The following is a 20,926-nucleotide window of genomic DNA, read 5'->3' as shown; positions in this document are numbered from 1 at the left end:
TGTTTATTCCTCCATCAGTTGATTCAGTATTGGCTTATCCGTGAAAGTTATCGAGCGCTGCCGGGTTCCGTGCAGCTCGAATACGATTATTTCGTTCTCGCCTTTGCGCAGTAAGGGGCCGGGAACGTATAAGGTTCGCTGCGGTCCTTTGTTCCAATACCGGCCCAGGTTGAAGCCGTTGATAAATACGACCCCTTTGGTCCAGCCGCCCATATCGATAAACGTGTCTAGCGCAGTCTCGGTATGAAGAGTTCCCCTGTAAAATAACGGCTGTGTTTGTACATAAGTGTTACCGTACGTTACATTTGATAAATCCTTCAAAGGAAGGGGACGAATCGTCCAATCGAACAAAAATTGAAAGCCGAGCCGGACGCCTTCCGTTATTCCCTTGGCATCTTTCAAATATGGACCATAGTTGATCCGCCCCATATTTTCGACGAGGATACTTAGTGTCGCTCCTTCAGCCGGAACGGAGAAAGATACGGTTTGCTCCTTCTCCGCCCGTTCGATAATGCCGATTAACGCATCGTCAAGGAAAACCATTGCACGGTCGCGGACGTCCTGAAGGTGAAGCTCCTCAGCCGGACGCGGACCTGTAATTCGAGTCGTATACATGATGAAACCGTAATTTTGACCCGCTTTCTCCATCGGCAGAGGTGTCGCTGAGCGAAACGGCGTTGAAAGCCTGTCCAGATTCTCAAATAATCCGGCTTGCTCCTCCATCGCGACTTCACCGTAAGCCTGTCTGCCGATTCTCTCCGGCGGTTCATATTCACCGATATCGGAATACCGCGAAATCACTTCCCGCACGGCAAAATATTTCTCCGTCGGCTCGCCTGCTTCATCAAGCAGTGAATCATAGTCGTAACTTGTTATGGTCGGTTCATAATGGTTATAAGTTTGGCAGTTCGCGCCATTGTAGAATCCGAAATTCGTTCCGCCATGAAACATATAGAAATTAACGGATGCTTGCTCTTTGAGCATCTCTTCGAACACTTGCGCTACATCCCCTGCATCCCGGGTATGATGGCCCTTTCCCCAATGGTCGAACCAACCGTTCCAAAACTCCATGCACATGAGCGGAGCATCCGCTTGATATTCCCGCAGCTTGGCGAAGGAAGAAACGGGCTGCGATCCGAAATTGACGGTAGCCAGCGTACCTGGAATCGAACCTCCCTGGAGCAGTGCGTCTGTCGGTCCGTCGGAAGTGAACAGCAGAACATCGATTCCGCGATCGGTTAAAGCGTGTTTAAGGTACTCCAGATACCGGGCATCGTTCCCGTAGCTGCCGTATTCATTCTCGATTTGAACGGCAATGACCGGCCCGCCATTCGTACACAGAAGCGGCTTCAGCTTTGGCATTAGCACGTCATAATAAGCATTCACCCTGTCCAGGAACGGCTGATGATAGCAGCGAAGCTGCATATCCGAATCCGCCAGCAGCCACGCGGGCAGCCCGCCGAACTCCCATTCGGCGCAAATATACGGGCTTGGACGGACGATAACGTACAAACCAAGTTCTCCGGCGGTTTCAATGAACCGGACAACATTGGCCATCCCGTCAAAATGGAACTCCCCTTCTTCAGGTTCATGAAAATTCCAGGGAATGTAAGTTTCGACCGTATTCAAACCGCATGCTCTCAGCTTAAGGAGCCGGTCACGCCAATACTCCGGTACAACCCGGAAATAATGAATGGCGCCCGAAAGAATGCGAACCGTTTTGTCCCGATCGTAAAATTCACTTTTCTCAAAGCTAAACATGATATTGCTGCCTCCGGATGTCCGTATTTAGAGATGGGTATACCTTCAAGAAACCCGAATCGGGTTAGCCAAAAGATAATCTTTATTGCGCTTTCGCTCAACAGGATTTTTTCGATTTGTTACCATTTTTCCACCGCCTTGTACAATTACAGCGGATTTCAAATCCGGTGCAGCATAGGCATTCAAGGGCTTCTCTGAAGATAAGGCACTATACGATTCTTACACTTCACTATTTTCAATTGACACAGAACTGAGGAGAAAAATGGTTACTTTCAGGCTGTAGGCAATAATCGACTAAACCTGCTCACTCAATTATGGCCAGCGAATATCAGGTCTTCCGTTCATCCTGTCTATTGACAAATGTGAGGGTTTACTTTAGATTTCACTGCTGTACCGCGTTAAACTGCCGGTATATAATAATGGCTGTCGAGTCATCTCGACAGCCATTGTTTATGTGCATTTAGCCCTGCCCGGCAGTAAAGCTCAGCAATTAACAGAAGCACCTTGATTGTACGCTGCTTTTGATCGCGGTTAATCGCGCAGCGCAGTTGGAACTAACTCTGATTCGGTTAGCCTCACATCGCGCGTGGACTAACTAACTCTGATTGGGTTAGCCTTGTCATCGCGCTTGTCAGCGCTTTGATTAGTCATCGCTCTTAGCGCTGTCATTGCGCTTGGCCTTCAGCCACTTCGGCGCGCCCTTGTCTTTACGGTCTCGTTCCCTCTCCCGCGCTGATTTGGCCGGTTTGTCTCGGGTTTGCGCGGCTTGTCCGCCTTTCGCCGGCTTCTTCTGCTTGCCGCCGCCTTGCCCGGCATCTGCACCGTTAAACAATTGCCCCTGCTTTCTTGGGGTATCTGCCCCCTGCTGCCGGCCGCTAGTCTGCAACGGGCGACTGCCGGTTACAGGTGTACGCGGTTCCCCGACAACATCCGGGGAACCGCCCTGCCGTTCAGACTTCGTCAGGTCGGCATGTCCCCCGGTTGCGGTGTTACGATCGCTCCGGAGCGCTTGCGGAACGGCGCGCCCGCCCTTTAGGTCCCCTGGTTCCGTTAAGCGGCCGCGGTACATCGTTCTCTCCCGCAGATCGATACCCAGCTGCTTTCGGAATTTATCCATGATAAACAACTGCTGCTGAGTTACGATGGACACTACGGTGCCGGGCTTGCCCATGCGGCCGGTGCGGCCCGAGCGGTGTACGTAGTGGTCTGCATCGAGCGCCGGATCCAGATGTACGACAAGAGGCAAATCGACGATATCAAGTCCCCTCGCCGCAATGTCAGTTGCTATCAGCAGCTGGCATCGGCCTTCTCGAAACCGGGCTAACGTACCTGCGCGACGCTGTTTGTCCGCATCCCCGTAAAGGGTCTCTACCGTAAAACCCTCATACCCGAATTTCGCTTCGTAGTTGGCGATCTCATCGGTTTCGTTAATAAAGAGAAGCGCTGATTTCGGCTCCAGCATCCGAATAAGCCGCCTTGCCGTATCTACTTTATCCCGCTTATCGCAAACAAGGTAATAATGCTCGACATTCTCCAGCGCATTATAATCCTCTGTAACATCGACCCGCTCGGGGCTGCTCATCCACCTTTCTTCCACTTTCTCCATCTCCAGCGGCCGGGTTGCAGAGAAGAACGCGATTTGTCTGTCCCTCACCATTCCTTTAAGCAGCGTTTCCACTTCTTTGGTAGAACCGAGATTAAACACCTGATCCGCTTCATCGATGATCATTAGCCGAATATGATGAAGTTTCAGTTTGCCTGTCGTCACAATCTCATGAATACGCCCTGGCGTTCCAATCACGACATGAGGATGCTGCTTTAATTTCTCAACCTGCCGCTGCATCGAAGCCCCGCCTATCAGCTGCTGGACTTTTATACCTAATTCCCCGCCATAGTTCTCCGCCACGCGGAATATCTGCATGGCCAGCTCTTGTGTCGGCGCAAGTACCATTACCTGAACCGCTGTATTCTTGACGTCGACCAGCTGCAGTGCCGGCAGTATATATGCGAGAGTCTTGCCCGTTCCCGTCTGTGATTTCGCCGACACATCCCGACCTTCCAGCAGCAGGGGGATAGCTGCTTCCTGCACCGGTGTCGGCGTTTTAATTCCGTTTATCTTGAGCGCCTCCGTCAGCTGCGGGTGAAGCCCAAAAGTTTCCCATGTTGCGTTCATTATGCCCCTCATTTCTATAAATAAGCGTTTATTTGCGATTAAGCCACCGGCCTGCGAGTCGATCGGCCAGACGCGGAAACAGTCCATAAAGACGAATCCCGACCGCTGCCCATAACGGCAGGTCCACCTCCGGCGTACGCCTTTCGATAACCTTCACAATGGCTTCCGCCACCTTCACCGGTGTGAGCATGTAGCCGCGAATACTGTCGGAATATGTCCCTTCGGGATCCGCCAGCTGAAGGAAAGGAGTATCGATCGGACCGGGGTTGACCGCCGAGACCGCTATACCCATCGGGGCCAGCTCCGACCTCATCGCATTGGTAAGACCCAATACGGCATGCTTTGTGGCCGCATAGCCGGACGTTTTCGGAGTGCTTAACTTTCCCGCCATGGAAGCGATATTGACGATATGGCCGCCGCCCTGCCGCTTCATAAAAGGAAGCACTGCTTTCGCACAGCGGACAATGCCCATATAATTTGTATCCATCATGCTCGCAAAACGCTCAACCGGCGAATCGTCAAATAGCTCAAAATGGCCGAAACCGGCATTATTAATCAGCACATCGATTCTCCCAAAATCGGACACGGCCCGTTCAATCACCCGACGGACCTCTTCATTATCGGTCACATCAAGCTTATAATAACCATGCCTGCCGGTAATCGATGCAGCCGCAGCCATCAACTTACGCTCATTTCTTCCCGTCAAAATCGGGACCGCTCCGCGGGCGGACAGCAGTTTTGCAGTTACTTCCCCAATTCCGCTGGTCGCTCCGGTTATGAATACAATTTTGCCCTTTATCAACTTGTATCACCTGATCTTCAGTTTACTGCAACCGGTACATTTAGGCAAAAAAATGTCTTATTCTCATCCTCAATCTTGCGGAACCTCCGCCTTTCAAATAATAAAAAAAGCTCCCGCAGGAGCTTAAAACATGTTACGATGCAATTAGGACCTGTATATCCAATTCGCCAATTCCATCCATAATCAGCGGAATTGTAAGGGCTTTCTGTGTGGCAAAGCCTGCGGATTGTGCCGAATGCAGGACTTTAGGCGGGGTGATATCGACCCGAATGCCTTGATTAAACAGTATCGTACTCGCGTTTCCGCTAATCATATTACCAAGCTCGGAAATCGCACTTCTGCCCATTTCGTCAATTTCTGATATAACGTAACCGCCCATCATCGCCGAAATGATCTTCATCGCTACTTGCTCGCTTAAGCCAAATACAATATCGCCGTTCATTTGGCCGTTGAGGCCAATCTGAATCCATATGTAATTCTCAACGAATTTAACATCCTTTACGCCCAGATGTCCTGTTGCCGGACGAATTTGAATCATCTGTTCGATGACAATTTTAGCGGACTCTAAGAAGGGATTAATATATTCCGCCTTCACCGCGAGGTAGCCCCCTTTTCGACTTGATTCGAGTAATTTCCACTATTTGATTTGTATTATACTAAATTGGCCAGGACAAGTATACTATTCCTTTGATGTTCATGAGAGAAAATGAAAATAAATGTCGAACAATAGTCCCGGGGAGGAGAAGCAGAGTATGCCGAATGTATGGACCCATTTCATTTTTGGGCAAAAGGTCTTGGATTCGATTGGCGAAAAACAATTAATTGCAGCTCCTTCGCTGAAACGGATGTTCAACATGGGCTGCCAGGGACCGGATTTCTTATTCTATCACCGTTTTCTTCCATGGCAAAAAGATAAGACAATGAACAGGCTGGGCAGCGAGATGCACAGCCGCCACTGCGGTCCCGTGCTTATGGACCTGCTGGATGCGGTAAGCCTGCACCCTTCGGACGATTCAAAGCCCAATCCCGCTTTGGTCTATACCTTGGGTTTCGTGCTGCATCACATTCTGGACCGAAACATGCATCCTTATGTTTTCAGCCGGTCCGGCTTCCGCAAATGGGATCACCAGCGATTCGAAGTGATGATGGATACGCTTATAGTGAGAAAGCTGATCGGGATCGAAACATGGAAAACGGAGGTTTGGCGCGAAATCAACAATGAGGGAGAGCTCCCGGACGTAATTGTGGATGCCTTTGAACAAATTACCGCTGTCCACTATCCCGAGCTTGCTTCTTATATCAGGCGCGAGCACTGGAGAATCGCGATGCGGGACATGATCCGTGCCCAGCGTTTATTTTATGATCCGACTGGAATCCGAAGAATGCTGACCTTCCGGAAAATCGAGCCGCTCGTCTATAAACGCGACATTCCGCCGCTTGATATTTTAAACGAATCGGCACGGCCTTGGCTGGATCCTACAGATGGGATACAGATGAAAAACGAGAGTGTCTGGGATATGTGGGATCGCGCGATGGAAGAAGGTAAAGCGGTTACAACGGCAATACTTCTTTGGTTCCGTGAACAAGAGAAATTCGCCGATCAGCCGATCAGCTATGATACTCTTATCCATTGCAAGCTTCGTGAAGCGGTCGCGGCAGCTATCGGCAACCGCTCCTACGAAACCGGGCTTCCCTGTGACAGCGGAGCAGAGATTCGATTTGCCGATCCCATCTGGTCAGACGCTAATTGATGCAATCATCGCACAAGCGGCAGGCTTTCAGGCCTCAGGCGACGGGTTCCAACGCCTTACATCGCTTCCGGCTTTGTGCGGCGGTAGCGCAGACGGATCAGTCTTAAACGGTCATACAGCAAATCGAGGGGTTTTCCTTGAACTGAATCTTCCCCATATACTTTGTACAATACCGGCTTTAAATATTGGTCGCCCACACTAAGAAGCGCATCCCAGACGAGCAGCTGCTCCGATTCCGGCATCTGCTCGAGCTCGCGTTCAATCAGCGGCTCCATGTCATATCCCTCCGTCTCGAGCTTCTCAATACGCTCCATCAAATCACGGCGAGGCATCTCAAGCTGGGTCTGGAGCTCAGCGAGAGATTTACCTTCCGCAATTGCCCCCAGTAGAAGACGTTTCTCCTGCTGCTTGTCCATTTGAGTTTTATATTTGTTTTCCTTTTGCTTGAATAGCCATTGCGTATAGGCCTGTTGATCCAGTGATTCTGCAACCCAGTCAAGAGGAAATGACGTATTACGCTCGAAGCGGCGCGTAATGGCGAGTACATCTTCGCCGAATGACGCTTGCTTTGCTTCTCCCCACCCCGGAATTTGATTCAGTTCATCGGGCTGCTGCGGAATGAAGGCGCTTATCATCCAAAGCATCCTGTTCGTGGCAACGAGGTATGCCGACTTCTTGTCGGACACGGCTCTCGCCCGGCGCCACTCGCGAAGCGCGTCATACAAATCCTGATTGGCATTGATTTCTCCATAGCATTGGAGCATCGAGTATAAGCTTCCCGTCCCGGTCACTGTTCGGCGGTCGTCTAGCATGCCGTCAAGCAACGGGGAGTAGCCTCCCCCCATCTGAATGGCGACGCCATGACGGAAGGCGGCCATCATCTCCTCCCAGGATCCGCCTTCGAACCAAACCGCCTGGCGGTCAGCCTTGCCGTTTGGGGAATCAGTCCATATAACCGACCATACGCCATCCTGCTCGCAGATCGATAGCTGCGCCTGCAGGGCGCGGCCGTCCGCTTCCATTTTTTCAAACGTGTTTAGAAATACGACTTGCATATTTGAACCCCTCCGCAAATGATTTTTCACCAAACGAATGAACGGTTGAAATGCGAACAAAAAAAAGCACCCTTCCGGCCGGTGACGGCTAGAAGGGTGCTTCCCCACGTTCATTGATTTGATTGCTCACATCATAGCACAGCGCAGGCTGCATGGCAACAGAAATCCATCAATCAAGCGGCTATAGATGTTGCTCCCGGAGTTGGCCGAGTGCTATGATAGGACGAACATACTTATCCGTGATATGCGGCTTTATGTAATGATTTAAAGGAGGAACCACCCACATGCTGTTGCCTGATTATGATTTTATGTCCGACACGACCGAGGAAACGTCGACCCGATTCGTTACGTTTATTTCCCCAAGCGTCAAGCGATTTGACCTTGCGATCACGTCTACTAACCGTTTTTACGGAAAGAAGCTTGTAACCGATTTGCAAAGCGGCCGTACCGCCATTGTCGGCCAGGACGATTTGGAGGAAGAAGGCTATTTGGAGCATGTCTTCAAGCTTTCTGAAGAAGAGGCTGCAGACTTGAACCAATTTTTAGGCTTGGTCGTAGGAACGGTGAATTTTACCGACTGATCGGGGCAAACTGTAACGGAAAACGAGCGCCGTTACAGGAGGGAAAACACGATGAGCGGATTCAAGGATGAAAATCGGGAAGTATACACGGATCTAACGACGGTTGAATCACAACGAAACGACCTCACCGCTGAAGAGTTTCCGGAAGGCCCCTACGGCTCCATCGTCGATGCGAGATCGCTCGGCAAGAGCACGCCGTGGCGGGTCGACCAAAGGCCGCCTAACCGATTCGACTACGAGAACCGCGAGCTGCATGCAGGTCTTGAACGCGGCTACCCTGGAGACAGCGGTGAAGGCAATGCGACTCCTGAGGCAATAATGGAGCTTGACGGTAAAGAAATCGAGTCCAGCGATGAATAGGAAGAACTGACTGTCACGCCGCACGAACCATGGGTGCTCTTCTTCTTACTTTTGCTGTCTTTGGCCGCGGAGTTGGTTTCTTCACTCGGAAGGTAAGAGAAATATAGCGAAAACCTAAGGTTTCTTATATTTAATACAAGCCGGCCGCCGTTAACCATCAGGCGCCGGCTTGTTTTTGTTAGATTCCGTTCGCTTTGATGTTCGCATGACTCTGTTCACATGACTCATTTGCTGACCCTGGTAACTGGTCATATTGCTGCTTTCTGGAATAACATTAAAGGTAGCCATTATGTTTGCGAGGGAGGGTATTTTATGAAGGATGGACATCATAGAGAATCCAAATATGACGTCATTATTGTTGGGTCGAGGGTGGCCGGATCGACGCTTGCCTATGAACTCTCGAAGGCAGGCTTTAACGTGCTCCTCCTGGACCGGTCGGGTTTCCCGAGCGATACGCTCTCGACTCATAACTTCTTCAATAATGCGGCTGTGCTTCTTCGGGAGATGGGCGTCTGGGACCGTCTGCTGGAGACCGGAACACCGACATACAAGCGGGCTTATATTCAATTCGAGGAGGCGGTTATTGACGGGATATTTCCGGAAGTCGAAGGTGAAGCGGACTGTTTGTGCATCCGCCGCACACACCTCGACCACATCTTGTTTGAGCATGCGAAAGCACAGGAAGGGGTTGCAGCAATAGAAGGGTTTCGTGTCACCGATTTGATATGGAACAATGAGACGGTGACTGGTGTTATCGGCCGGAATAGTGACGGCGTGGAGAAGCAGTTCACTTCCAGGCTCGTTGTTGGTGCCGACGGCCGCAATTCAACCGTGCGAACCCTTGTCAAAAGCGAACGGAAAATGTGCGTACCGACCGATTTCGCCAGCTATGTCGCTTATTTCGCCGATTATCAGCAAGAGGGTGAGAGATGCGTTGAGCTCTATAAAGTGAAGGATACTATCGCTATCGTGTTTCCGACAAGCGATAACTTGTTCGTCGTCGGACTCATGTTTCCACTCGGCAGTAAGGAATGGATCGAGCGGTTCAAAGCCCATCCGGAAACAGGGTTCCGCGATCTTGTGAATGCCGGACTCTCCCGGACACCGCTGCCGCAAAGACTGCAAGGAGCGAGTCTGGCCGGTTCGGTCAAGGGATTGCATGGTTATGACAACGATTGGTATGACGGCATGGGGAAAGGATGGGCGCTGGTTGGAGACGCCCTCTCCTTCAAGGATCCCGCAGTTGGTCAAGGAATGCACGACGCGATATATGGCAGCCGGATATTGACGGATGTTTTATCCACATCCCGGGAATGGCAAACAAGGTGGGAAATAATGTCGGCCCTTTATCAGTCGACCCTGGAATCCAAAATGATGTCGCGCTTCGGCCTTGCTTGCCAATTTACCAAGAACATTCCGTTCACTGCGGACCAAACTGCCGTTAACAGCCTGATCGGCAGCAATGCCGATGCGACCTCGGCTTTTCTCGGAATCTATAACTACGCGAATGAACCTGAGGATCTGGAGACTACAGTTGTCCGTATTCTGCAAGGAGGAAACGGTTAAATTCCCTCTCAAGTAAGCCCGTGATCAAACTCATTTTCTTCTCTTAGTTTATGTCAACTGACGCAAGTGACCGCAAGCCATTCTCATTCTTGCAATTGAAAGATGTTTGTGTAAAGGTAGAGGCATATGAAGAGAATGGAGGATTATGCCATGCCGCAATCGTTTGAGCAAATTCGTAATATTTATTGCGTTGGCCGAAATTATGCACTTCATGCCAAGGAGCTGGGTAATGAAATTCCGGATGAGCCTATGATCTTCAGTAAACCTACTCATTCGCTCCATCCTGCGGAGGGTAAGCTGCTGCTGCCCGGAGGAGTTGGGGAAATTCACTATGAAATTGAGGTAGTCATCAGAATCGCCAGCACCTATCAACAGGGTGCGTCGATAGAGCATTGTATTGACGGCATTGCCCTCGGAATCGATTGGACACTAAGGGATCTGCAAACAAAGCTGAAAGAGAAGAGACATCCCTGGTTAACCGCCAAGGGGTTTATCGGGTCCGCCGTGGTCACAGATTTTCAGCCGTTCACAGGCATCGATAGCTTTGAACGTATCGAATTCAGTCTGATTAGGAACGGGCAAATCGTTCAAGCAGGCAGCCCGAAGGATATGATATTTTCGGTTCAGCAGTTGATTGATTTTATCGGTCCGAGGCTGGGACTTGGCGAGGGAGATATTATATTTACCGGCACCCCTGCTGGCGTAGGCGCGATTGCCGATGGTGATTCCCTTGAGCTGAAGCTGAACGTTAAGAACGAAGGTCTTGGACAAACATTCGGACCGCTGTTAATTGAAATGAAATAAACAAAACAGACCCCTTGCGTATCAAACGGCCATCCCTGCAGGATAGGCTCCAAATGATCACGTATGGGGTCTGTTGTATCAACTAATTGAATCTTGAATATTAACTAATTAATGCCATTAAGCTTCGGAATTCGAGTTCTTCGAACTTGTTTACGACCTGGGCGCGGTTAACGGCCCAACCGCAGCCATTGAATTCTAATTCTACCGGCACGTCACAGCGGATGCGGGCAAGATCGCGGGACAAATGGAGCATGTCAAGATCGGCTTCTATCTTGGCGCGAATTGTTTTGGATAGGCTCTCCAAATTGGCCAAAATCCCGTCCACCGAGCCGTATTCCTGCACAAGCTTGTGAGCCGTTTTCTCGCCGATGCCGCGAACGCCCGGGTAATTGTCGCTCGTATCTCCCATGAGTCCTTTGACGCAAATAATTTGCTCCGGAGTCAGCTGACGCTCCTCGAGCAAAAATTCCGGCGTGTATACTGCATAATTGCCCTGCCCCTTCTTCATAATGACGACCGTAATGCGGTCATCCACGAGTTGAAGCAGGTCATGGTCTCCCGACAGTACATACACCTGTGCGTCCCGGCTGTGACGCTTCGCAAGCGTTCCAATGCAGTCGTCCGCTTCAAATCCGACGATCCCGACGTTCGGAACTCCGAAGCTTTCGACTACTTCCTTCACAAGATCGAACTGGGGAATCAGATCGTCCGGAGCGTCCGGCCTGTTCGCTTTATAGCCGTCATATTGTGACGTCCGAAACGTCTTGCTTCCCATATCCCAGCAGCAGACGACGTGCGTCGGCTCAAACCTTTGCACCGCATCCATAAAATATTTAACGAAGCCGTATACGGCATTTACGGGCACACCGGCGCTCGTACGCCTTACAGTCCCGCCATAGGAGTTGGCGAAAAACGCCCGAAAAAGCAGCGCCATTCCATCGACAAGCAGCAGTCTGTTCCCTTCTTGCTCCACCTTTTCCATCCGTTCGCTCCCCTTTTCACTATATCAAATTAGAATGATTTCGCCGCTACTCTCCCCGGATAAACCGGCCGATTCGCCTCGCCGCTTCGATTAAACGCTCCTCACTCTCGACCAGCGCGATGCGGACGTAACCTTCACCTTCGGTTCCAAAAGCATCACCGGGAATGACAGCCACTCCCGCTCGGCTAAGCATTTCCCGGGAAATGCGACGAGAGTCCCATGTTACGGGCAAGCTCCAACACATGGTGGGCAGCTGCGCCCATACGAACATCGTCGCCTTCGGTTTGGCTGCCTGCCAGCCTTCTTCACCCAATGCTTTCAGAAAAGCATCCCTCCGCTTTTCATAAAGCACTCCTGCGGATTCAGTCATCCCGGCCATATCCTGCCGGAGCGCAGTGATAGCGGCTTCCTGAACCGGAAGAAAAACACCGTAGTCGATGTTTGCCTTGAGCTCCCTAAGCGCTCCGACGGCTTCTCTGCTGCCCGCGAGAAAACCGATTCGGCAGCCGGCCATATTGAAGCTCTTGGACAACGAATGAAACTCCACTGCCGCCTCCTTGGCCCCCTCCACCTGCAAAATGCTCGGCGGCCGGTAGCCATCAAAGGCCATTTCCGAATAAGCCAAATCATGCACAACCAATACGCCATGCTGCTTTGCGATCGTAACGGCTTTGGTAAAAAAGGCGAGGTCCGCCACTGCAGATACCGGATTGCTCGGATAATTGAGCAGCATAAATTTCGCTTTTCGCCAGACATCATCCGGGATCGCTTCAAAATCCGGCAGAAATCCGTTCTCCTCACGGAGCGGCATCGGATAAGGCTCTACGCCGGCTAAAGCCAGTCCCGCAGCATATACGGGATAACCGGGATCCGGGACTAAAGCAATATCCCCTGGATTACATAAGGAGAGTGCCAAATGGCCCAAGCCGTCCTGCGAGCCCATTAGCGGCAGCATCTCGCTCTCTGGATCAACTACAATACCGAAGCGGAAGGATAGCCACTCTGCGGCCTGCTTCATAAAGGCAGCACTGCCTTTCGAAGAAGGGTAGGCATAAGCATCCTCGCGCAGCACCGCTTCACTCAATGCTTGCCGAACCGGCTCCGAAGGAGGCAGGTCAGGACTGCCGATACTCAGGTCGATAACGTCATGGCCCAAAGCACGGGCTTCTTTCTTCCACTCCGCCACCTCGGCAAATATCGACGAGCCCAGCCTGGAGAGCCGGTCGGCCCGCCATATTTTCTTCGTCACCTTGAAAGCTCCTTCCTCCGGTCAACCGCCCCAAACACGGCTGAATTCATCCTCTTTGAAGCCGACCGTTACTTTTGAGCCGTCAGTCACGACCGGTCTCTTAATCAGTCTTCCGTTTGAAGCGAGAAGCTCGATTTTCTCCCGCTCGGACATTCCCGGCAGCTTGTCCTTCAGGTTCATTTCCTTATATGCTTCTCCCGAAGTGTTGAAAAACTTTTTCACTTCAAGGCCGCTCAGCTTGATAATGCCTTCCAGTGTATCTGCTGAAGGAGCCGTCTCGAAGACGTTAAGCGATTCCAGCTCGTAGCCTTTCCCCTTAAGCACTTTATTGGCGCTGCGGCAGGTTCCGCATTTCGGATATTCAAATATCGTCAGCTTTTTCATCTTGTCGTAATCTCCAATTCTGTCATAGCTCCCGAAGCGTTGCTTCCAACCGCCGCAGATCCTGCGGGAGGTCGGCTTCAAATTCGATGTATTTGCGTGTTATAGGATGCGTAAAGCCCAGCGTGGCCGCATGGAGCGCCTGGCGCCGGACTGCAGCTTCCAGCTCTGCGGAGCCCCCTTCGGCAGCTCCTTCTTCCGCGGCATAGCCGTACAGCTTATCCCCGATTAACGGGCAGCCGATGTACTTCATATGTACGCGAATCTGATGGGTTCTTCCGGTCTCCAGCTTCAGCTTGACCTTGGCGGCTGCTCCGTCTCCATAAATGGCTTCCGTCTCATAGTGCGTGACCGAGGGATAACCTTCCGGCATTACGATCCGGATATGCGGTGCCTCCGGATTGCGGTCGATAGGCGCATCGACCGTCCCGGAAGCAGCGGCCGGCCGGCCATAAACATAAGCGCGGTAACGTTTATCCACTTCGCCGGACTGCATCTGTTCCGACAGCTGTTGATGAACATAAGGATTCTTGGCAATCGCCACAAGTCCTGACGTTTCCTCGTCGAGCCTGTGTATCGGGCGGAAACGCACGATTTCCCCCCGCTCACGCCAATGGTGTACAACCCCGTTCGCGAGGGTGCCGGTGTAATGACCATGGGTCGGGTGTACGACTATACCCGGCGGCTTGTTCACGATCAACAATTCGGGGTCCTCGTATACAATATCGAGAGGCATCGGTTCCGGCAGTATGTCATCCGACTGCTCCTGTTCCATGCGCAGCGCCAAACTATCGCCCTGGCGAACCCGTTCGTTCGTATAGACCCTTCTGCCGTTCAAGGTGATCCCATGCTCGGTCAGCTTCAGCCGCGACAGCAGCTTGCGGGATACGCCAAGCCGCCGTTCCAGCACTGTTCGCACCGTCTTGCCGTCATCCTCCGCTGCCACTTCGAGTATCAGTGGTTTATAATATGCAGCATCGCTCATTTTTTTCGTTTGCGGAACACTTCGGCGCTCCGGATATACTCCGTATCAGGCACACCCAGCGCGGCATTCGCTGCCCGTGCGGCTGCAAAGAAATAATCCGACAGCCTGTTCATATATTTCTGCGCATCGACGTTGACAGGCAGTTCGCCCGAGAGCGTCACGACGCGGCGCTCCGCTCTCCGGCACACGGTCCGGCATACGTGCAGCAGCGCGGAAACCTCGCTGCCGCCCGGCAGGATAAAGCGGGTCACCTCCGGCGCTGCTGCGATATGTGCGTCGATCCAGCTCTCGAGCCGAGCTACCGGCTCAGCTTTCATCTTGAAATCACGGCCTTCCGGATCGGCGAAAGCCAAATCCGAACCGCAATCGAACAGCTCCTGCTGAATTTCCATCAGCTGTTGGCTGAGTTCCTCGAGCGCCCCTGTTGCCGATGCAGCTGCTGCAGCTTGTCCGACGAAAGAGTTCAATTCGTCGATCGTGCCGTAGGCTTCGATGCGTATATCGTCTTTACGGACGCGTCCGCCTTTTACCGATGTTTGTCCTTCGTCTCCCGTTCGCGTATATAATCTCATTTTTTTATAAGCTCCTTTAACACCTGGACGGATAAGTCCACATCCGGCGCATTGGCTGGAATAATGACAAAAATATCTTTTTCGCCATAGCCTGCATCCTTGAAAATAGTCTTTTCAAGCGGGATTGCAAACAATCCTTTTACGACATTCGGTTTTTTCGAGTCGCCGAGATCGCTTTCCATTACGCCGGTTGGATAATCCGATGCCTTAAACCACTTGTCCAGCTGAAGAGCCGGGCCTTGTGAAAGCATGCCTGCGAGCTTTTCCTTCGGAAGAACAAGAATCCCGTTTCCTCCGGCTGCGATTTCAACGATCAGCTTCTGTTCATTATACATCGGCGAAGCATTGACTTGAATCGTTTTCTCATCGCCGAACGCGGCCTGAAGCTTCTGTTCCACCTTATCCGTTACCCCGTCCGGGATATACTCCCTGGGCATGACGAATACGGTAAGGTCCGCATTGGAGCCGCAGCCTGAGATAGCCAGGCATAATAAAAGCAGTGCGAGTAATGAGATAACGGCTCTACTTCCTCTGGTCAAACAAGACAAAATAATCCCTCCACATCTGATATCTACGTCAAATATAGCACAAAAGAAAAGACCGAAAAAGAAAAGAAGCCCCCGCAGGGACTCCTTCGTCAGCAATAGGCGTTAAACCAGCTTTGTCCTTCTTCGCTTGAAATTCATATATTCGTTGATCTTCAGATCGAGCTTGCGGCTGAGATCAATGACTTTGTCGGAATTAAAGGTCTCCTCTTCCATGTACGATTGCTCCATCTTCGTACGCAGCATGTAGATTTCGTCTTCTAAGATCCGCATTGACGAGGACAATTGCTTGGCTGAAATGGCACCTGGGTCATTATGAAACGTGAGACCATAATCCGCATAAGCCATTGCCATCCCTCCTGTCATCAATCAGCGAATCATAAAATCTGCACCTGGACAACCCTTTTAATATAAAGATTTTATTAAATTATAACAAACAATAACAATTCTGAATATATTTTTTTCTACCTGTTTTTCCTTAAATTAAGGACAAAAGCTCCGATCCTCTCGATAGCTTCGGTTAACTGGCTCACAGAGGTGGCATAAGAACAGCGCAAATATCCTTCTCCCCCAAGCCCGAATACGTCACCGGGCACGGCGGCTACATTTCGCTCGTTGAGCAGTGCCGTGGCGAACTCATCCGAGCTGAGTCCGGTCGATTTAATGGAAGGAAATGCATAGAACGCCCCTTGCGGCTCATGGCATTCCAGGCCGATCTCGCGGAAACCGTGGACCACCAGTCTGCGCCGTTGGTTGTAGGATTCAATCATCCTGTCCTTCTCTTCCAGGCCGTTTTTAAGCGCTTCTAACGCCGCTACCTGCGCCATTATCGGAGCGCACATGACCGTATATTGATGGATTTTGAGCATCGCCGCAATAATCTCCGGATGCCCGCAAGCATAGCCGATCCGCCACCCCGTCATCGCAAACGCCTTGGAAAAGCCGCTTACGAGAACCGTCCGGTCCTTCATCCCCGGAAGTGAAGCAAAACTTACATGCTTAGAGCCATAAGTGAGCTCTGCATATATTTCATCGGAGATGACGATAAGGTCATTCTCCTCAACGATCTTGGCAATCGGCAGCCAATCCTCATAAGTCATGATAGCGCCGGTCGGATTGCTTGGATAGCTCAAAACGAGCACTTTCGAGCGCGGCGTCAGCGCAGCCTTCAGCGCCTGAGCAGTCAGCTTGAATTGGTCCTTAGCAAAAGTTTCGATACCGACTGGGACTCCGCCGCTCAGCGAGGTGATCGGAGAATATGAAATATAACAAGGCTCCGGCACAAGAATCTCATCCCCGGGTGTAATCAGCACGCGAAGCGCGAGATCGATTGCCTCGCTTCCGCCTACAGTCACAAGAATTTCCTTCGCCGGGTCGTAAGTGACGTCAAATTGATTGTTCAGGTAAATGCCGATTTGCTCGCGCAGCTCAGGCGTGCCCGAATTGGATGTATACTGTGTCTTACCCATCTCGAGCGAATATACGCACGCTTCGCGTACATGCCAAGGCGTCACAAAGTCGGGCTCTCCGACGCCAAGCGTAATAATGTCTTTGCGGCCGCTGGCCAAATCGAAAAACCGGCGAATGCCGGAAGGCTTGATCGCCCGTACTTGAGGCGATAAGTAATCGGCCATCGATACGCGGCGGACAGAGGTATTAATTTGAATTTCCTCGTCTTTTATCATCGCATTTCATCCCCTATGGTGTGATCAGAAGACGATGGTCGTCTTCATGCTCTTCAAAAATAATGCCGTCCTGCTTATATTTCTTCAGAATAAAAAAGGTTTTCGTCGACAGCACGGCGTCAATCGGGGACAGCTTGTTAGAGACGAAGGAAGCGACATCCTTAAGCGTCTTCCCTTGCACTTCTACGAGCAGGTCGTACGCCCCGGACATCAAATATACCGATTTCACTTCCGGATATAAGTAAATCCGTTCCGCTATGCCTTCGAATCCGCGGCCGCGTTCCGGTGTGATCTGTACCTCGATAAGTGCAGTTACTTTCTCGTCCTCCACTTTACTCCAGTTAACGACGGTCGCATATTTGACGATGACATGATCTTCTTCCATTTCTGCAATCGCCTGTTTCACTTCCGCCAGAGGTTCATCCAGCATGGTCGCGATCAGATCCGCGCTGCGGCGCGCATCCTCTTTCAGCAATTCCAGTATTTTCATTTTGCGCTCGTTCATCGTCAAACCCTCCCAGACTCAATAGTTATAATGACTATATTACAACGAATCCAAGCTTCCTGCAAAGCCGATTGTGAAGCCGTAATAAAATAATGCAGCCCGCTCTCAAGCAGAGAGCGGGCTGCATTTTGCAGTATTAGCCTTTTTTATACTCCAGTATGCGGCGATACATTGATTTATCCGCCAGCTTGCGGAAATGAGTGAGCATCGGCTTAAGATTCGCTTCAATAACCCATACCCGTCCGGTCCGGTCCAATCCCATGTCGAACCCGTAAATAAGTTGATTCTTATAATATTCGCTGCCGCTTAATTTCTCTGCCGTTAATAAGGCAACCCTGGAGATTTCCGCTATCAGCCTCGAGTTCGAATAAGAAGCCAATGATGACCGCCGGATTGCGGTTTCCAGCGGCAGAATTGTTCCGGAGCTTCGGGAAATGTTAGTTACGAAATAGCCCTCTCCCGCCACCTTGGCCACCATTCCCGTTACCTCCCATGAGAGGTAAGCCTTTTTGCGCTGCACGACGATCCTCATATCAAACGGCCGACCATCGACGGTTGCAAGCGGAATTCGGCGCTGAATTATATATTTACGTATTCCAACTTTTTCCTTAATATAATCATTAACCAGGTACTGTCCGGTAAATGTCTTTTTGATGTTTTCAATTTGCACTTCGTAAACATCGGTACCCACCGCAGTTATGCGTATCAGACCGGCTCCGCGGCTGCCGTGTGAAGGCTTAAGAATCACATCGCCGTATTTTGCGAGAAATCTCCATAACTTACCGAAATTCATCCCTTTTGTGACCGGTATATGCGTCCTCAAGTCCTTGGATTTTCTCATGATAAGATATTTATTCCATTTACTGCGCTGCTTGAAGGTGCTCACCGAGTTCGCTCCTTTCCAAGCCTTAGCCCTTTGAAATAGTGTTCCATCGCTTCCAGAAGCCGATCTATATCCGTGCAGTTTAAATCTCCGATATTCGCTATCCGGAACGTGTTCAACGCTTCAAGCTTGCCGGGGTAAATAGTAAATCCTCTCTCGTACAAATAATCATGAAGCCCGTTAAAATCAAACCCGTCGACAGCCGGCTCGATAATAGAGGTGACCAATTTGGAATGATGCCGTTCGCTGCCCAAATAGTTCAGACCAAGCCTGCCGATCCCGGCGGTCAACCTTCTCCATAGATCCGAGTATCGCAGGTACCTTTTACCTACACCCTCCAGGCTCAGCTCGTCGAGCGCCTGCTTGAGCGCATAAAGGGTTTGTGCAGGCGGTGTGAAACGCATCTGCCCCTCTGCCGCAAAAAATTGGTACTGGGCGTACAGATTAAGGTAATAGTTGGCGGGTTTGTCTCTCGGCCCACGCTCTATCAACCTGCGATCAGCGATTACAAAGGAGACCCCCGCCATGCCCTGCAAGCATTTATTCGAGCTGGCTGCCAGATATCTTATATTCATGGCGTTCAACTGTATCGGAATAGCGGCGAAAGAGCTGATCGCGTCCACGATCATATCGATTTGATATCTTTCGCATATTTGCCCTATTGACGCTATATCGTTCAGCAGTCCTGTCGTAGTCTCGTGATGCACGACCGCAAGATGCGAGACGCGCTTTCCGCAGGTTATAATTAACGATTCGAGAGCCGGCAGATCAAGCTCCATATGAGGAGGACTGCGAAATATGACTGCACTCAGACCGTAAGCCTCCGCGATCTCATGCATTCTTCGTCCATACGCGCCGTTGTCGATAATAAGCACCGTATCTTCACGGCCGATTACGGAGCTTATAACCGATTCCACCGCCGCTGTCCCCGAACCTCCGAACAACACGGCGCTGTAATCGCCCGAATCATCAACAATCCTGGTTAATTCCGCGCAAACGTCTGCCATCAGATTGCCAAATTCCTTCTCCCGTGGACAAATATCCGGTACGACTTGAGCGTATTTGACGCTGTCCGTCGTTGTGGCGGGGCCTGGGGTAAGCAAAATATTTCGTCTAACGGGAGTCATTGCCGTCATCACTTTCCGGCAAATACGCTTCACCCAAGAACTTCATTAAACGTTCCTTTACTTCATGCGGCTTTATTTTGGGTCGGCCCAGAGGCTCTGCGGGGTTCGAGGAAATCCTCATTGTGAGAAAGGTCAGACCTTTTGTCTGCTTCCATTCTTGCATCGCCATCGCAAGCTCATCGAGATTGTGAACATAAACGGCCCTCCCATACCCGCATGAGGATGCTGTTTCAACGAAATTAACGTTATGAGAGACTGTGCTTTGTCCTCCCGTAGAATCATGTGCGTTATTATCCAGAACGACATGCAGCAGATTTGGCGGACCGTAAGTTCCATTCGTAGCCAGGCTGCCCATTCGCATAAGAGCCGAACCGTCCCCGTCAATGACGACAATATCGAAATCCGGTCGGCTCAGAGCCAGACCAAGCCCTAGAGAACTGACGCACCCCATGGAACCGACCATATACAGATTGCCGGGAGCATCTTCGATTTCAAACAGCTGCCGCCCGGTTCTCCCTGTGGTCGCCAGCTGCACTGTCCTGCCATCTCTCGCCGCGTTGATGACCTTCAACGCTTCGTTCCTGGCAGGCAGTTCGTCCGGCAGCTGCTTCACAGCCTTTACCTTGTTCGAGCTGATAAGCGGCTCCTGCTGCTGAAGAGGTCTCGTCTCGAATGTCCCTTTTCTGACTACAAAGAAGAAAGGCCTGTCACTCGAAATATATTTTGCCGCCAGCAGCAATTGCCGTTTCGCCTCATTAAAGTCCGCTGAAAGGTACAACCACTTGACTCTCATCAAACCAAGTAAATTTGTTGTCATACGTCCTATCAGCTCATGCTGAGGTTCGTCTGACGTGCCCGGTTCACCCCGCAGGCTGACGAATCCAAGTACTGGAATACGAAAAGGATCGATAAGGGATACTAATGGGGAAACAGCGTTGGTAAGACCAGAGTTTTGCATGAGGATAACCGGGTTCCTGCCTCCTAACGAAGCTCCCGCTGCAATGGCGACCGCATCGCCTTCGTTCGCCGCTGCAACATATTCGCACTCGCTCATCGCATAATTGATCAAGTCCTTCAAAAACGAGCAGGGAACTCCACAGTAAAACTCAAAACCAAGCTTTTTCATTTCGTTTCCGAATTTGTCTGTTTGCAGCATCGC

22 protein-coding genes are annotated in these 20,926 nt (G+C 51.0%); 5 read left to right on the top strand and 17 right to left on the bottom strand.

Features of this window, described 5'->3' with window-relative positions; genetic code table 11:
• Window positions 1–3: 3 nt before the first annotated feature.
• From KZ483_RS08520 to KZ483_RS08505, 4 genes are all read right to left on the bottom strand, one after another.
• On the bottom strand, window positions 4–1,761 hold the full coding sequence (locus tag KZ483_RS08520; protein ID WP_220352226.1) for a glycoside hydrolase family 35 protein: 1,758 nt from the start codon (window positions 1,759–1,761) through the stop codon (window positions 4–6).
• Between the two features lie 643 nt (window positions 1,762–2,404).
• Window positions 2,405–3,934 carry a DEAD/DEAH box helicase gene (locus KZ483_RS08515; protein WP_220352225.1) on the bottom strand — a complete coding sequence of 510 codons (1,530 nt, stop codon included), beginning with the start codon at window positions 3,932–3,934 and terminating at the stop codon, window positions 2,405–2,407.
• Between the two features lie 28 nt (window positions 3,935–3,962).
• Window positions 3,963–4,736 carry an SDR family NAD(P)-dependent oxidoreductase gene (locus tag KZ483_RS08510; RefSeq protein ID WP_220352224.1) on the bottom strand — a complete coding sequence of 258 codons (774 nt, stop codon included), beginning with the start codon at window positions 4,734–4,736 and terminating at the stop codon, window positions 3,963–3,965.
• Window positions 4,737–4,869: 133 nt separating this feature from the next.
• On the bottom strand, window positions 4,870–5,331 hold the full coding sequence (locus KZ483_RS08505; RefSeq protein WP_220352223.1) for a chemotaxis protein CheX: 462 nt from the start codon (window positions 5,329–5,331) through the stop codon (window positions 4,870–4,872).
• A 157-nt stretch (window positions 5,332–5,488) separates the two neighbouring features.
• On the opposite strand from KZ483_RS08505, the gene KZ483_RS08500 reads away from it, so the two are divergent.
• Entirely contained in the window at window positions 5,489–6,487 is a 999-nt protein-coding gene (locus tag KZ483_RS08500; RefSeq protein WP_220352222.1) for a zinc dependent phospholipase C family protein, read from the top strand.
• A gap of 56 nt (window positions 6,488–6,543) precedes the next feature.
• Here the strand turns inward: KZ483_RS08500 and KZ483_RS08495 are convergent, their stop codons facing one another.
• The gene (locus KZ483_RS08495; RefSeq protein WP_220352221.1) at window positions 6,544–7,542 is read right to left on the bottom strand and encodes an HRDC domain-containing protein; all 999 of its coding nucleotides are present in this window, start codon (window positions 7,540–7,542) and stop codon (window positions 6,544–6,546) included.
• A 284-nt stretch (window positions 7,543–7,826) separates the two neighbouring features.
• On the opposite strand from KZ483_RS08495, the gene KZ483_RS08490 reads away from it, so the two are divergent.
• The 4 genes from KZ483_RS08490 to KZ483_RS08475 all read left to right on the top strand — a co-directional run bounded on the left by KZ483_RS08490 (window position 7,827) and on the right by KZ483_RS08475 (window position 10,853).
• The gene (locus KZ483_RS08490) at window positions 7,827–8,123 is read left to right on the top strand and encodes a DUF3055 domain-containing protein (RefSeq protein WP_220352220.1); all 297 of its coding nucleotides are present in this window, start codon (window positions 7,827–7,829) and stop codon (window positions 8,121–8,123) included.
• Between the two features lie 51 nt (window positions 8,124–8,174).
• Window positions 8,175–8,483 carry a hypothetical protein gene (locus KZ483_RS08485; RefSeq protein WP_220352219.1) on the top strand — a complete coding sequence of 103 codons (309 nt, stop codon included), beginning with the start codon at window positions 8,175–8,177 and terminating at the stop codon, window positions 8,481–8,483.
• Between the two features lie 312 nt (window positions 8,484–8,795).
• Window positions 8,796–10,049, top strand: coding sequence for an NAD(P)/FAD-dependent oxidoreductase (locus tag KZ483_RS08480; RefSeq protein WP_220352218.1), 1,254 nt, complete (start codon window positions 8,796–8,798; stop codon window positions 10,047–10,049).
• Between the two features lie 150 nt (window positions 10,050–10,199).
• Window positions 10,200–10,853: a fumarylacetoacetate hydrolase family protein gene (locus tag KZ483_RS08475; protein WP_220352217.1), complete on the top strand. Its 654-nt coding sequence runs from the start codon at window positions 10,200–10,202 to the stop codon at window positions 10,851–10,853.
• 100 nt (window positions 10,854–10,953) lie between these two features.
• On the opposite strand, the gene KZ483_RS08470 is transcribed toward KZ483_RS08475, so the two are convergent.
• The 12 genes from KZ483_RS08470 to aepY all read right to left on the bottom strand — a co-directional run bounded on the left by KZ483_RS08470 (window position 10,954) and on the right by aepY (window position 20,923).
• A complete protein-coding gene (locus KZ483_RS08470) occupies window positions 10,954–11,835 on the bottom strand; it encodes a 5'-3' exonuclease (protein WP_220352216.1) in 882 nt (293 codons plus the stop codon).
• A 46-nt stretch (window positions 11,836–11,881) separates the two neighbouring features.
• Entirely contained in the window at window positions 11,882–13,084 is a 1,203-nt protein-coding gene (locus tag KZ483_RS08465; protein WP_220352215.1) for an aminotransferase class I/II-fold pyridoxal phosphate-dependent enzyme, read from the bottom strand.
• Between the two features lie 21 nt (window positions 13,085–13,105).
• Complete coding sequence (locus KZ483_RS08460) at window positions 13,106–13,468, bottom strand: arsenate reductase family protein (protein ID WP_220352214.1); 363 nt, start codon at window positions 13,466–13,468, stop codon at window positions 13,106–13,108.
• A 22-nt stretch (window positions 13,469–13,490) separates the two neighbouring features.
• Window positions 13,491–14,450 (bottom strand): RluA family pseudouridine synthase, encoded by a 960-nt coding sequence (locus KZ483_RS08455; RefSeq protein ID WP_220352213.1) that lies wholly within the window; start codon window positions 14,448–14,450, stop codon window positions 13,491–13,493.
• Entirely contained in the window at window positions 14,447–15,022 is a 576-nt protein-coding gene (locus tag KZ483_RS08450) for a cob(I)yrinic acid a,c-diamide adenosyltransferase (RefSeq protein WP_220352212.1), read from the bottom strand. Before KZ483_RS08450 ends, KZ483_RS08455 begins: the two co-directional genes overlap by 4 nt.
• Window positions 15,019–15,570, bottom strand: a complete 552-nt coding sequence (locus tag KZ483_RS08445) for a hypothetical protein (protein ID WP_220352211.1) — start codon at window positions 15,568–15,570, stop codon at window positions 15,019–15,021. Before KZ483_RS08445 ends, KZ483_RS08450 begins: the two co-directional genes overlap by 4 nt.
• A gap of 102 nt (window positions 15,571–15,672) precedes the next feature.
• A complete protein-coding gene (locus tag KZ483_RS08440) occupies window positions 15,673–15,915 on the bottom strand; it encodes an aspartyl-phosphate phosphatase Spo0E family protein (protein WP_258881591.1) in 243 nt (80 codons plus the stop codon).
• Window positions 15,916–16,031: 116 nt separating this feature from the next.
• Complete coding sequence (locus KZ483_RS08435) at window positions 16,032–17,252, bottom strand: aminotransferase class I/II-fold pyridoxal phosphate-dependent enzyme (RefSeq protein WP_220352210.1); 1,221 nt, start codon at window positions 17,250–17,252, stop codon at window positions 16,032–16,034.
• A 13-nt stretch (window positions 17,253–17,265) separates the two neighbouring features.
• A complete protein-coding gene (locus tag KZ483_RS08430) occupies window positions 17,266–17,757 on the bottom strand; it encodes an Lrp/AsnC family transcriptional regulator (protein WP_220352209.1) in 492 nt (163 codons plus the stop codon).
• A 136-nt stretch (window positions 17,758–17,893) separates the two neighbouring features.
• Window positions 17,894–18,643, bottom strand: coding sequence for a YheC/YheD family protein (locus KZ483_RS08425; protein ID WP_258881590.1), 750 nt, complete (start codon window positions 18,641–18,643; stop codon window positions 17,894–17,896).
• A complete protein-coding gene (locus KZ483_RS08420; RefSeq protein ID WP_220353335.1) occupies window positions 18,640–19,767 on the bottom strand; it encodes a 2-aminoethylphosphonate aminotransferase in 1,128 nt (375 codons plus the stop codon). The genes KZ483_RS08425 and KZ483_RS08420 overlap by 4 nt, the downstream gene beginning before the upstream one ends.
• Window positions 19,754–20,923: a phosphonopyruvate decarboxylase gene (gene aepY / locus KZ483_RS08415; RefSeq protein ID WP_220352208.1), complete on the bottom strand. Its 1,170-nt coding sequence runs from the start codon at window positions 20,921–20,923 to the stop codon at window positions 19,754–19,756. The genes KZ483_RS08420 and aepY overlap by 14 nt, the downstream gene beginning before the upstream one ends.
• Between the last annotated feature and the right edge of the window lie 3 nt (window positions 20,924–20,926).

Source organism: Paenibacillus sp. sptzw28, assembly GCF_019550795.1.
GTDB lineage: Bacteria > Bacillota > Bacilli > Paenibacillales > Paenibacillaceae > Paenibacillus_Z.
The sequence above is the reverse complement of the archived record's forward strand: the minus strand, read 5'-3'. Positions and strand labels throughout refer to the sequence as shown.